Annotated in this window: 13 protein-coding genes and 1 other annotated feature; all 13 genes read right to left on the bottom strand. The window is 40.1% G+C overall.

What is annotated here, in order from left to right; all coding sequences use genetic code 11:
* Positions 1 to 48: 48 nt before the first annotated feature.
* Positions 49 to 249: a 50S ribosomal protein L35 gene (rpmI, locus tag GEZ84_RS03745; protein ID WP_001125943.1), complete on the bottom strand. Its 201-nt coding sequence runs from the start codon at positions 247 to 249 to the stop codon at positions 49 to 51.
* 32 nt (positions 250 to 281) lie between these two features.
* Positions 282 to 812: a translation initiation factor IF-3 gene (infC, locus tag GEZ84_RS03740; RefSeq protein WP_000848180.1), complete on the bottom strand. Its 531-nt coding sequence runs from the start codon at positions 810 to 812 to the stop codon at positions 282 to 284.
* Positions 813 to 827: 15 nt separating this feature from the next.
* Positions 828 to 959, bottom strand: a sequence feature (ribosomal protein L20 leader region).
* Between the two features lie 347 nt (positions 960 to 1,306).
* The gene (locus GEZ84_RS03735; RefSeq protein ID WP_153223534.1) at positions 1,307 to 3,436 is read right to left on the bottom strand and encodes an LPXTG cell wall anchor domain-containing protein; all 2,130 of its coding nucleotides are present in this window, start codon (positions 3,434 to 3,436) and stop codon (positions 1,307 to 1,309) included.
* Between the two features lie 512 nt (positions 3,437 to 3,948).
* Positions 3,949 to 6,189 (bottom strand): DNA internalization-related competence protein ComEC/Rec2, encoded by a 2,241-nt coding sequence (locus tag GEZ84_RS03730; RefSeq protein ID WP_153223533.1) that lies wholly within the window; start codon positions 6,187 to 6,189, stop codon positions 3,949 to 3,951.
* The gene (locus GEZ84_RS03725; RefSeq protein ID WP_153223532.1) at positions 6,173 to 6,823 is read right to left on the bottom strand and encodes a helix-hairpin-helix domain-containing protein; all 651 of its coding nucleotides are present in this window, start codon (positions 6,821 to 6,823) and stop codon (positions 6,173 to 6,175) included. Before GEZ84_RS03725 ends, GEZ84_RS03730 begins: the two co-directional genes overlap by 17 nt.
* Before the next feature lie 66 nt (positions 6,824 to 6,889).
* On the bottom strand, positions 6,890 to 7,459 hold the full coding sequence (locus GEZ84_RS03720; RefSeq protein ID WP_153223531.1) for a GNAT family N-acetyltransferase: 570 nt from the start codon (positions 7,457 to 7,459) through the stop codon (positions 6,890 to 6,892).
* A 212-nt stretch (positions 7,460 to 7,671) separates the two neighbouring features.
* Positions 7,672 to 8,676 (bottom strand): PhoH family protein, encoded by a 1,005-nt coding sequence (locus tag GEZ84_RS03715; protein WP_153223530.1) that lies wholly within the window; start codon positions 8,674 to 8,676, stop codon positions 7,672 to 7,674.
* An 84-nt stretch (positions 8,677 to 8,760) separates the two neighbouring features.
* On the bottom strand, positions 8,761 to 8,976 hold the full coding sequence (locus GEZ84_RS03710; RefSeq protein ID WP_001232084.1) for a YozE family protein: 216 nt from the start codon (positions 8,974 to 8,976) through the stop codon (positions 8,761 to 8,763).
* An 8-nt stretch (positions 8,977 to 8,984) separates the two neighbouring features.
* Positions 8,985 to 9,839, bottom strand: coding sequence for an RNA-binding virulence regulatory protein CvfB (gene cvfB / locus GEZ84_RS03705; RefSeq protein WP_153223529.1), 855 nt, complete (start codon positions 9,837 to 9,839; stop codon positions 8,985 to 8,987).
* 59 nt (positions 9,840 to 9,898) lie between these two features.
* Positions 9,899 to 10,456, bottom strand: a complete 558-nt coding sequence (gene frr / locus GEZ84_RS03700) for a ribosome recycling factor (protein ID WP_153223528.1) — start codon at positions 10,454 to 10,456, stop codon at positions 9,899 to 9,901.
* A gap of 8 nt (positions 10,457 to 10,464) precedes the next feature.
* On the bottom strand, positions 10,465 to 11,202 hold the full coding sequence (gene pyrH, locus GEZ84_RS03695) for a UMP kinase (RefSeq protein ID WP_000002996.1): 738 nt from the start codon (positions 11,200 to 11,202) through the stop codon (positions 10,465 to 10,467).
* Positions 11,203 to 11,285: 83 nt separating this feature from the next.
* On the bottom strand, positions 11,286 to 12,620 hold the full coding sequence (gene trmFO / locus GEZ84_RS03690; RefSeq protein WP_319946413.1) for a methylenetetrahydrofolate--tRNA-(uracil(54)-C(5))-methyltransferase (FADH(2)-oxidizing) TrmFO: 1,335 nt from the start codon (positions 12,618 to 12,620) through the stop codon (positions 11,286 to 11,288).
* Between the two features lie 134 nt (positions 12,621 to 12,754).
* Complete coding sequence (gene rsmI, locus GEZ84_RS03685; protein WP_153223527.1) at positions 12,755 to 13,633, bottom strand: 16S rRNA (cytidine(1402)-2'-O)-methyltransferase; 879 nt, start codon at positions 13,631 to 13,633, stop codon at positions 12,755 to 12,757.

The raw sequence follows: 13,633 nt of genomic DNA, 5'->3' as shown, positions 1-13,633 counted from the left end.
TTATTTCCTCCAAATATTTCCTAGAATTCTTTACTTACAGTCAAGCTATTATTTCAAGCGAGTAAGCATTGCTTTGATACGTTTGTAATCTCCTGAATGCACCATAGATGCTTTACGAAGATGACGACGTTGTTTCTTAGTTTTTCCGTGGAAACGGTGAGAAGTGTAAGCACGGAAACGTTTAAGTCCACCAGAACCTGTACGTTTGAAACGTTTAGCTGATGCGCGGTGTGTTTTTTGTTTTGGCATGATTTTTTCTCCTTTATTTAACTTTCTGACAATTATTTTTTGTCAGTCGCTGGCGCCAATTGCATGAACATTTGACGTCCATCCATTTTAGCACGTTGTTCGATGATGGCAATATCTTGAGTTGCTTCAGCAAACTCGGCTAAAACTTTTGCACCAATCTCTTTATGGGTAATCATACGACCCTTAAAGCGAATAGATACCTTAACTTTATTTCCTTTTTCAAGGAATTTGCGTGCATTGCGAAGTTTTGTATCAAAGTCACCCTTGTCAATAGTTGGACTTAGACGAACTTCTTTCACAGTAACAACACTTTGTTTTTTACGTTGTTCCTTTTGCTTCTTCTGGTACTCAAATTTGAACTTACCGTAGTCCATAATTTTTGCAACAGGCGGTTTGGCTTGGGGTTGAATCAACACTAGGTCAACATTAGCGTTATCAGCCAAAGCTTGCGCTTCACTGAGTGGCTTGATACCTAACTGTTCTCCCTCAAGACCAATCAAGCGAACTTCACGTACACGAATCTCATCATTGATGAATAAGTCTTGCTTTGCTATGGTTTTCACCTCTTTTGTTTTATTAGAGAAAAACAATAGCGGACTCGTAATAATACAAGCCCGCACGTTATGATAGCGTTTCTTAGAAACTTTTCATCCGTAGGGCCAGGCAACTTGATGTCACAAGGCGAGAAGCTCTCACTTCTGCTTTTCTCAACTTTTATATGATACCAAGTTTTCTAGCCCTTGTCAAGATAAAAAGTTATTTTTTTGAAAATTCCCTTTTTCTTCCCTACAGTTGAAAAACTACCCCAAAAAACAGTTAGCTACCATTCAATCGAATCGCAAATATCCAAGAAAGCTAAAAATTCAATCGGTAGTTGATTTGATCTATAGAGTAATATAAATCTCAAAAAACAAGGTAAAGAACCTTTATTTTTTATTCAAAAAAATAGAAGATGGGATAAATAATCTTAAACACATCTTCTATTCAAATAGTTAGTCCACTGACTTACTGACATTGGGAAACTTCCCAAATTTTTACAATTATTAAACTTTTACACTTAGTCTTCTTTACGGCGACGCCCTGTAAGGCCAATTCCAAGCAAAGCACTTGCTGTTCCTACAATCATCATTGCAGTTGTATCTGTAGAACCTGTATTTGGTAATTTATTTCTATCAACCTGAGTGGTAAATGATTGATTCTTTGAACCTCCTTGTTGAGCCTTATCTGAATCAACTGCTACAGCTGGGGCATCTGGCGTCACTTCCTTAGCTGGAAGGTTGCCGCTAGCTGGACTACTTAGATCACTATTACCATGTTTCGCTGTGGCACTAATCACTGTGTTGGCATCTGCAGCGTTATGAGCGACTGTCACGACACCTGTGTTGGCATCGATGCTTACGCCGTCCTTAGAAGTTGCTAGACTCCATGTTGAACCTGTCTTCGTTGCGACTAGCTTGTCATTACCGACACTGACTTCAAGACGATCCGCATTAGCACTTGGAGTAACTGTTACTTGAGCCTTATCTGAATCAACTGCTACAGCTGGGGCATCTGGCGTCACTTCCTTTAACTGTTCCTTAGCATTTAATAAATCCAAAGATAATCTTTTATATTCTGCTGTTGTTTTTAAATCACTGGATTTCAATAAAGCATCGATCTCATTTAATTTATTTTCATAATTACTAGCACTATCACCTGTCTTTTGACTTTTATCTGTAGACTCTGTTTCTTTTAATTTATTATATATTCTCTGCAAGAGATTCTTAGCTAGGTTACTCGTATCCTGACTAATACTAAATTCTAATCCAGAAATAGGAAGCGCATAATGGTTATGAGGCGATTGATATCCCATTCCTAAACGTTGATTATCAGCGGAACTAATACGAACAGTATAATCTGTTACTCCTTTTGGTAGAACAATATTTTTACTTGTGAATGTCCCTGGTGTTCCATTTGGCTTGTTCTGCTCCTCTGCCATTTTTGCTTCAACTTGCTCTTTATCTAGTGTCTTTTTATTATATTCATTTCTTAGATACTCTCTCTTATTCTTATCTCCGTCTTTCGCTGGTGTTATAATTGCATCGTCATCCTTCTTATTATCTGTTGGGGAAAAAGTTTTAGTATAAATTGTTTTCTTCACCCCATTTTCATCAATCATAACTTCTACTTTATATTTTGCTTTTCCTCCATTGATATCACCAGAATACCCTGTCTTAAAGGAAATTTTTACTGTAGAACCAGTTTCAGATGAATAGGCTTTAAATGTCTTTTCGATACCATTAAATCCCTTAACACCTTTTGCAATACCATTCCCTTCACCGTTTTCTTTATACGGTTGACCATCAAATGTTTTTTCCTCTTGGTCCGCTAAAGTTCTAACTTTTGATAGAAATAGCATATAATCACCAGTTCGATCAAATGCTTGTTCTCTAACATAGGTGTCATAATAGTATTCGTAATTTCCTTTGATTGTACGAACAGTATTTACTGTTTCTAATGGAAAAACTCCACCTTCTGTTTTTCTTGCAATTGCAAATTTTCCTGTTTCTCCATTTTCTGTTACAGCTTTCCACCCCCCAAATTCATTAATTTCATTAACTGCTCCTTTTTTTACTTGTTTAGAGTTACCAACAGTGTTCATATCTCTAATTTTGTCATTATTTTCAACTGAATCTTCCAATTCATTTAGTTTTGCTTTCAATTCATCCAGACTAGCTCCCTCTGCTGGCGCTTCAAATACTTTATTTGCCGAAGGATCATCATTAGTGGTAGAACTATCCATCCCACTATCTGGATTTGATCTACGAACTCGTTTCAAAACCGCAGGTTTCTCTTGATTTTCCTCAGTATTCAATGTTGTTGGAGTATCAGTAGAAATTACTGATTCCCTATTTTCTTTTTCAGATTTAGCAAGAGGGTGATTGTTTTCTTCTACGGGATTTTTTTTATCAGCCTCTGTACTTCCTTCATTTGTTTTAGATACAGTCGATATACTTTCATCTCTATTTGCTCTTGTAACTTCCAAAATAGCTTCATTTGTAGAATGCTGTTGCTCGGATGCCTCTACAGCACCATTGCCTAGAAACATCAAAAGAGCTGCTACAGCTACTGAAGCTGCACCAAAACTTACTTTACGAATAGAAAAACGTAATTGTTTTTCACGATTGTGATTATCTTTATAAAACATCTGATTTCCTCCATGTTAAATATCTTATTATATTCTATAATACTCTTCTTATTAAATAAATCAATAGATTATTTTCAAAATTTTTTACCAGAAAACCAAATCTATTCGTATATATATATACGAATAGATAGTCCTTTTATTTTATAATTATTATATTTGATGCAAATAAATAACTATTGTCTGAAAAATTACGTTTTTATAACATTTTCGAATTTCAAAAAATTATAATATTCAACTTGTTCATTTTTATATTTTATCCCCTGATTTCTATGGAGTCTATTTTGTTACAAAAAAGTATCATCTATAATGAAAACCATCAAATTCACATTAAAAAATCTTTTCAAGGCTATACAAACAATCTTTAAAATCAGCAAAAACGCATAGTATCAGTTGTCTAAAAAACTTGATATTATGCGTTTTATTATTAAAAGATTTTCTTTCTTATTTTTGATTACATGAAGTGATAATTAAGTGGGAATAGAAATCTAACACCTTTTTAAAACTTGCTCTTCCTATCGAACGCTTTCGATTTTCCAACTATTCCAACCCTTAAAGCGTATAGCCCCTTGCTGGTCAGTTCGATATACTTTGCTATTGATACCTTCCAGTCGTGTCAAGGTTTCCTGATGGGGAAGTTTCGTTCGATTGTTCTTTCCAACTGAAATGAGAGTCATCTCTGGTTTGAGTTTTTCCAGAAAGGCTGAACTTGATGATTTTTTATTGCCATGTTGACCAGCTTTCAAGACATCCACTTCTAGGTCAGGATATTGCTTCAGCAAGTCCTTCTCTCCCTTCTCCTCCAAATTTCCTGTGAAGAGAAAGTGCTTATCCAAGAGTTTCCCATAAAGAACCAGGGAATCATCGTGTCCTCCATCTCCAATTTTCCTTGGAGATAGGACTTCTAACTGACTTCCAAAAATTGGCAAGTTCTCTCCCATTGTCACACTGCGTACTTTGATTTGAGTCGCTTGTAGTTCCGCTACAAATTGCTTCTGTTTCAGACTGCCTTTTGATACTAAGATCTCCCCTACATGGAAAGCCTTGGTCACCTCCAACAAATCACCAACACGCTCCTTGTCCGTGTTGGTCAAAATTAGCTGGTCAATCTTGGCTACTCCTCGACTTTTGAGATAGGGAATCAAGGTTCGCTGGGCATTACTGGTCATCGCCTTTTCTTGCCATTTTTCGATTTTCTTATCAGATTCTGCCTTGCCACCTACATCTATGAGAATAGTTTTACCAGTTACATCCCGTAGGAAAATACTTTCTCCTTGCCCCACATCCAGCATGGTAATTTCATTTTCCAGTGGATACTTGGTCAAGAAAAAGAGACCTGTAATCAATAAGCTCAATACCGTTAGCTTTTTAATGTTTTTCCTCAAATCATAGGCTAAAGCCAAGGAAATTAACAATAGGATTAAAAGCCATGCATTGGGTTGTCCAAAGACAAGCGGTTTACTTGCCACCTGCGAGACAAAGCGAATCATTCCCTCCAACCATTCAAAGATAAAATTCAGATGAATGAATGGATAGAGAAAGGAAAGGGCAAATAGGACAGACAAGAGCGGTAAGAAAACCAAGTCAAATAGAAAGGAAAAGACAAAAGTCAAAAGGATGGACCAAGGCTGAAATTCTGCAAAATAGAAGGATAGAATGGGCAAGATTCCCAAAGAAATAACCAAACTTTCTCTAGCAACAGCCTTGAGGCCTTCTCCTTCTTTGCTGGTCATGGTCAAGATAAAAGCGTAGGCACAGGACAAAACTCCTCCTGCAGTCAGGAAAAAGTTGGGCATGATGATAAAGAGGACAAGTACCGTCAAGGCAAAATTATCCAAGGCCTTAACACCATGTTGAGCCAGTAACTTTTGCAAAAGACTGCGAATGACCGAAGCTGAAAATCCTGTCAGACCTGCATAGAGAAGGGAAAAAGGATAGGTCAGCCATTTCAACTTTTCTTGGGTCAAGCCTGATCGCAAGAGAAGTTTCTTAAATCCATCCATGAAAAAACCTACCTGCATACCAGACAAGGCAAAGAGGTGGATAATTCCTAGACTAGAATAAAGCTCATTCATCTCCTCAAAGTCGGTGTCCAGATGCCCTAATAGAAGCCCCGTCATGTAATTGCGCATAGGGTCTGGAAAATGCGTCTTAATCCAAACTACAGCCTTTCGGCGTAAACTGGATAGATTTTCTCCTATATCCCAACTGCTAACCTGTTTAAGCGACTGGATTCTTTTGATATTGAGAGTCTGGTAAATTCCCTGAGTCATCAGATAGGCTTGGTAATTAAAGCCACCAAAATTTCTCTGCCCTTCTGGCTCCGAAAGCTTCCCTTCTAGTCCTATCTCATAAAGGTCGGTTAAAACTTGAAAGGATTCTTTCTCCTCCTCTGATTGGATTTTATAATAGACTTGAAAAATGCGCCCATCAGACTTGCCACGAAAGGATAGACTGTCACCATTGACCTTAATAGTGTCAGGCAAAATCCGTACCCTTTCAACAGAATCCACCAGATTTTGACTAGCTTGACTCTGTTGCCAATTTTGAAATAGAAACCAGAAGCCAAAGATTCCACAAATCACTAGAACTTTTCCAGCAGATTTCCAAGGAAATTGGATAAAGAGACAGACTAGCAGAAAAACAAAGCCCAATAAAGCAAGATAGGATTCTGAGAAAATAGTGTAATAAAGCCAAAGTAACAGAAAACTCAGGTAAATTAGGGGAATGGGGAAATTCTTAGTCCACTGTAACATAGTCTTTTAACTTTTCTATAGTTTTGGCACCAATGCCAGAGACCTTTTTGAGCTCGTCTACCGACTTAAATTTCCCATTTGTTTCACGATGGTCAATAATATCCTGAGCTCGTTTTCCTCCCAGACCCTTGACTTGCTTGAGTTCTTCCAGACTGGCCTTGTTGAGATTGACCTTCTTATCCTTGCTTGTTGAAGAAGCCGTCCCAGAACCTGCCTGCTGACTAGCTGCTTCTTCTCCCTTAGTTGGAACGTAAACCAGAGCCTCGTCACTAATTTTCTGAGCTAGATTAAGCGACTTGCTGTCTGCTTGCTCTGTCAAGCCACCTGCTTTCTGAACGGCGTCATTGACCCGACTCCCTACTGGCAAATCATAAATTCCTGGCGATTTAACAGCTCCCTTCACATCTACTGTGATCAAATCTTGTTCAAGGGGTTCTTCCTTTTCTTCCTTCTTCACTTCCTTTTCGGATACCGAATCCTTGGAAACAGCTGCGACCTCTGCCTGCAAATTCGTTTCCTTGACAGGTGTGTGTGGAGCTGGCTTTAGCAGGAAAAATCCTCCTACAAGCAAGCCCAGACCAGTACAGATGACAATGATTTTATACTCTTTAATTTTCTCGATAATTGCTTCCATATTTTCTCCTCTCTTAAATTATTCGTAAGAGAAAGAAAAAACAGTTGAAAATGTCTTCTCAACTGCTTATTTATTTGCAAAATAGTCTTCCTTGGTCAATACATAGTGAACTCTTGTCACGATTCGACCTTCTTCATGCTGGTCCATACAAGCATAAGCTTCTTCGTGGGAAAAACGCATGCCTGATTTCTCCATGACCTTTCCAGATGCAGGATTGTCCTTATCGTGAAGGGCAGTCAACTTATTCATCCCTATCTTCTCAAAAGCTAGCTCAATCACAGCACGATTGGCTTCTGTCGTTAATCCTTGATTCCAATACTTTTTATTGATAATGTAGCCAATAGCTGCCTTCTTAAGAACAGGAGCAATCTTGTGCAGGTCAATGGTTCCGATAAACTCTCCAGTACTTTTTAATTCAATTCCCCAACGGCCTAATGGATTGGCCAAGTAGAACTGAGCAATATTATTTTTGGTTTCTTCTAAATTTTGATTGGTTAGAAAAGTGTAACGTGTATTATCCTTGTCCGAGGCATAGGCAAACATTGCTTCCGCATCATCCAAAGTTACAGGTCTAAGCAATAAACGTTCAGTCTCGACTATGGGATACTGAGCTAGTTTTAAAAAGATTGATTCCATAAATTTCTTCCACTTGAAACGTTTCTAATCTAATATAAGGATATTGAATAAAACATTTAAAACGCAAATTTATAGTAGATTGAAATAAAATATGAACAAATCAATCAGGAAAGTCAAATTAATTTCTAGAAATGTTTTAGCAGTCACGACGTACTATTCTAACTTCAATCAACTATAGATTTAGCATTGAGATAACTTTAAGTTCAAAAGAACTATCCTTCAGATAGAGGTTGAGGATCTAATTCTTCACTCTCTTCTTTTTTAACCGGTACTGGTTCATAAGCTCGGATAATCTGAGCGACAACTGGATGACGAACCACATCCTTGGCTGAAAAGTGAACAAAGTCAATTTGGTGAATGTTCTTGAGTTTTTCTTGGGCATCAATCAAACCTGACTTGACGTTACGCGGCAGGTCAATCTGGCTGATATCTCCATTGACAATCATCTTAGAATTAAAGCCTAAACGAGTCAAGAACATCTTCATCTGCATGATAGTCGTATTTTGCGCCTCATCGAGAATGACAAAGGCATCATCCAAGGTCCGTCCACGCATATAGGCAAGAGGTGCAATCTCAATGATTTCACGCTCCATGAGACGAGTCGTTTGGTCTTTTCCCAGAATCTGATACAAGGCATCATAAACAGGTCTAAGGTAAGGATCTACCTTCTCCTTGAGATCACCTGGAAGAAAACCTAGACTCTCTCCTGCTTCCACTGCTGGACGTGTCAGGATAATTCGCTTGACCTGCCCACGTTTAAGAGCAGTCACTGCCAAGGTCACTGCAAGGAAGGTCTTCCCTGTCCCTGCAGGTCCGATTCCAAAGGTCACATCATGCTGTTTGACACTATCCACATAAAGCTTTTGACCCAATGTTTTGACACGGATAGGCTTTCCAGTATTGTCCTTGATAATTTCTTCTTCATAAAGAGCGACAAACTTATCAATTTCATCGTTTTTGACCATGCTAATTGCAGTCACCACATCTGGCGTACCAACGGTCATCCCACGGTTCACCAAGACCATGAGAGCTTGAATAACTTGACGGGCTTCCTCACAAGCAGTCTCTTCTCCCAAAACCTGGACAATTTCTGTACGAGCATGAATCACCACATCAAGCTCTTCTTCCATCAAACGAAGATGGCGTTCATTGGAACCAAAAAGATGAAACAGGTCATCTGGATGACTCAGTTGAATGTCAATTGAATGTTCCTTCAAATAAAGAACCTCTCTAATCCTTTTATTTCTTTTTATTATAGCAGAGGGATGGAGAAATTACTAGCCCAAACCCAGTGAATCATGCTAGTGTTCTAAGTATTCTTGCCAGATAGCGTCAAAGTCTCCTAGGTTAAAAGAGAAACTGGCATGTTCTTCCAAAAAGCGACTGACCTCATCAAAATCATCTGTGTGTTTTGGGAAGGCTGATTCTTCAAAAGCGAGGTCTGCTAGGATAGCCTTTGGACTGTTACTTTTAGGATTGCGCTCCGTCATGAGCCAAGTGTAAAATGATTTTCTCATATGTCTCCCTAAATCAACTCTGTCCCAAACTGGTCTTGCTTGATTTTACCAGCCTTCATAAGACCACCTAAAGCTTTCTTGAACTGACCTTTAGAGATGCCAAAGGTTGCCTTGATGTCGTCTGGAGATGACTTATCATTTAAGGTCATGAAACCACCATTGCTTTCCAAGTAGGTCAAAATCATCTGGGCATCATTTTCCAACATCTCAAAAGAACGCGGTTTGAGGGAGAGGTTCAATGTGCGGTCAACTTCACGGAAGCCAATAACACGCGCATCTAAAACTTGCCCCAAACGTGGCTCTGCATAGCGCTCACTAGGATGGATAAAGCCAAGCATGTTATTTTCTGGCAGGTAAACAAAAGTTCCTGACAGCTTGAGACGGTATACAATGGCTGGCCAGTTTTGGTTCTGCATGTTGTTGTAGGCAGGACGAGCCAGACGTTGGAAGTCTTCTTGATAAGCCAAGAGACCCCAGATACGATCTTTCTTGTCCACTTCAAGACGGATGTAGAGTTGGTCACCCCTCTTAGGCCAGAGTTCCTTGAGTTCAGGGAGAATATCGAGTGACACAACGATTTCCTTGTCAGGAAGTCCCGTATCTACAAAAACACCCAAATCTTTACGAACTTCTGTTACAGTTCCCCAACCAAATTTGTCTTGAGTGGCAGTCACTTCTAGGGTTGTCAAGCGGAGTTTTTGCTTCATATCTGCGTAGGCAAAACCTTTAACCGTATCGCCTACTGTATGCTGACCTTCTTCCTTGGAAAGCGCATAGGTCTGACCATCCTTTTGTACAAAGTAAAAACGGTCATTTTCATCGATGATGAGTCCAACGATAAAACTTGCAAGATTTGTATTCATATTTCCTTCTTTCGAATAAAACTCAGCCAGCAATGCCAACTGAGTTTTTCTGTTTATTTTTAGACTTCCAAAAGTTCTTTTTCTTTGTTGGCAGTCATGTCGTCGATGTGTTTAACAGCATCGTCTGTTACTTTTTGAATATCTTTTTCAAGAGTCTTCAATTCGTCTTCAGTGATTTCTTTTTCTTTTTCTTGTTTCTTGGCTTCGTCCATAGCATCACGACGGATATTGCGAACAGCCACTTTAGCATTTTCACCGACCTTCTTCACTTCTTTAGCAAGGTCACGACGAGTTTCTTCTGTAAGAGCAGGGATAACCAAGCGAATCACAGAACCGTCGTTAGCTGGTGTGATACCAAGATCAGAAGCGTTCAAGGCACGTTCGATGTCTTTCAATGAAGACTTGTCAAATGGTGTGACCAACAAAACACGCGCTTCTGGAATCGTAATTGAAGCGATTTGGTTAAGAGGAGTTTCTACTCCATAGTATTCTACATGTACACGGTCAAGCAAGCTTGCATTGGCACGACCAGCACGGATACCACCAAATTCACGAGCAAGTGATTGGTGAGACTGGGTCATTCTCTCTTTAGCTTTTTCAATAATTGCGTTAGCCATAATCTTTCTTATTCCTTTTCTTCGATATTATTTGAAACTGTTGTTCCGATATTTTCACCAAATACGACACGTTTGATGTTGCCTGGTTGGTTCATGTTGAAGACAACCAAGTCAATGTCGTTATCCATTGAGAGGGTTGAAGCTGTTGAGTCCATGATACGAAGACCTTTGTTAATAACATCACGGTGAGTCAATTCTTCAAATTTAACAGCTGTCTTATCCTTCTTAGGATCGGCATTGTAAACACCATCGACACCATTTTTAGCCATGAGGATGGCATCCGCTTCGATTTCAGCTGCACGAAGGGCTGCTGTTGTATCAGTTGAGAAGTAAGGTGAACCAATTCCGGCACCAAAGATAACGATACGACCTTTTTCAAGGTGACGAAGGGCACGTCCACGGACATAAGGCTCTGCCACTTGTTGCATGGCAATAGCTGTTTGTACGCGCGTATCGACACCAACTTGTTGCAATGAATCTGCCATCACAAGAGCATTCATAACAGTCCCAAGCATTCCAGTGTAATCTGCCTGAACGCGGTCCATTCCTGCTTCAGCAGCAGGTTCTCCACGCCAGAGATTTCCTCCACCAATAACAAGGGCAATTTCGATACCTAAGCTATGAACTTCTTGAATCTCTTTTGCGATTGTTTGAACTGTTTGGATATCAATCCCTACGCCACGTTCACCGGCAAGGGCTTCACCTGATAACTTGATTAAAATACGTTTATACTTGGGGTTCGCCATTTTCACTCTCCTTTTTTTATCCTACCTATTTTATCACAATTTCTAAGATTTTTATAGTATCATGAGCAATTCTTTCAAAAAAATTAGACAGTCAAAAATTCCTCTAAGTCGCTAAGGGCACGCTCTGCAATTTTTTCATAACGAGCCTTCTTATCACGGATACGTTCGCCTTCCAACTCCTTGATAATCCCAAAATTGACATTCATTGGTTGGAAATGCTTGCTGTCCGCATGGGTGATATAATGAGCCAGACTACCAATCGCTGTTGTCTCTGGGAAGATAGCTTCACTTTCTCCCTTGAAAAGACGAGCCGCGTTAATTCCCGCAACTAATCCTGACGCTGCTGACTCTACATAGCCTTCCACACCCGTCATCTGACCAGCAAAGAAGAGGTTGGGCTGTTTCTTAGAACGGTAGGTCTGCTCAAGAAGATTTGGTGAATCCATGTAAGAATTGCGGTGCATAACACCATAACGAACAAACTCAGCATTTTCAAGACCTGGAATCATTTGGAAGACTCGCTTTTGCTCTCCCCATTTGAGGTGGGTCTGGAAACCAACGATATTGTAGAGACTACCAGCCGCATTGTCCTGACGTAGCTGAACAACCGCATACGGTGTTTTAAATTCTCCATCACGAGGGCCTGTGTAGTCGTCTGGATACTCCAGACCGACTGGCTTCATAGGGCCATAAAGCATGGTTTTAATACCACGTTTGGCCATGACTTCGATTGGCATACAACCTTCAAAGTACTTTTCTTTTTCAAAAGAATTGAGCGGTGCTTCTTCCGCATTGACCAAAGCTTCATGGAAATCCATAAATTCTTGCTTAGTCATAGGGGCATTGAGGTAGGCCGCTTCTCCCTTATCATAACGAGATTTTAGATAAACCTTGCTCATATCGATAGTGTTGACGTCGATAATAGGCGCTGCCGCATCGTAGAAATAAAAACCATCACCGTCATTAAGGGCATGAATCTTTTCAGCCAAAGCATCGCTGGTCAAAGGACCAGTCGCCACAACTGTGATAATATCTGTCGGCAATTCTGTAATTTCATCACGAACCACTTCAATCAAGGGGTGGTTGGCCACTTTTTCGGTCACCATTTGAGAGAAACCATCACGGTCCACCGCAAGGGCTCCACCTGCAGGAACACGGGTTGCCTCAGCAGATTCTAAGATAACAGAACCCAAGAGACGCATTTCTTCCTTTAGGAGGCCGACGGCATTTGTCAGAGCATCCCCACGTAGGGAATTGGAACAAACTAACTCAGCAAAATTGTCTGTTTTGTGCTGAGGAGTCGACTTGACACCACGCATTTCATAAAGTTTAACTGGAATACCACGCTCTGCGATTTGGTAGGCTGCTTCAGAACCTGCCAAACCAGCACCGATAACATTGATATAAGATTGAGACACGACACTAATACCTCTTTGGGTAGAACCTCAGTCCATCTCCAAACAAGCCACTGGATTGTTTGGCACCCACAAATCTTTCTAATTTTTTCTTCTACTAGTATAACAAAAAAAGGGAAGAAGGCAAACTTCCCTGTTTAGTCATTTTCTTGATTTTCTTCCCAGTCATGGTAGGCAGCATAGAGTTGACTCTTATTCCACTGGTAAATCTTAGCAACTTCCTTGATAGCTTGATTTTTCTTCATGCCTTGCTGGATACGGGCTTGGATTTCTAAGAACAAGTCCTCCTCGTCTTTTTCCTCCACATCCTGACTGGCACCTTCAACGATGAGAAGGCATTCACCCTTGAGAGGCGTTTCAGCGATACTTTCCAGCAATTCAGAAATTGTACCTCTTTGGTATTCTTCATAGATTTTAGTCAATTCCCTGACCAAGACTACCGAGCGGTCACCATAGACTTCTAGCATATTTTCTAGCGTATCTGCCACACGATGAGGTGATTCATAGAAAATTTGAGTTTCTGGATAGTCTTTTTTCAAGTCGAAAAATTGCTTTTGCTGGCCTGATTTTCTGGGTAAAAAGCCATAAAATATGTGTGGCTGTGGCGCTAAACCACTGGCAATCAAGGCAGAAATTCCTGCAGAGGCACCTGGAACAGTGACAACAGCAATCTCTTCCTCAATAGCTGCCTTAACCAAATCATGACCAGGGTCCGAGATGCTGGGCAGACCCGCGTCAGAAACCTGAGCAATACTTTGCCCTGCTTTCAGGAAACCAATCAAATCAGGAATCTTTTCCTTGGCATTGTGCTCATGAAAACTAATCTGCTTGATGGAAATATCAAAATGCTTGAGCAAAAGCCCTGTATTGCGCGTATCCTCAGCAGCAATCCAGTCCACTTCTTTCAAGGTCTGGATAGCACGAAAGGTCATATCATCTAGATTGCCAATCGGCGTTGCTACTAGGTACAGCTTGCCGTAGGGAGACTGCCCCTTAAAACTTTTTTGAATCCGCAT

Source organism: Streptococcus mitis (genome assembly GCF_009496155.1).
Lineage (GTDB): Bacteria > Bacillota > Bacilli > Lactobacillales > Streptococcaceae > Streptococcus > Streptococcus mitis_BQ.
This window is presented reverse-complemented; position numbering and strand designations above follow the sequence as displayed.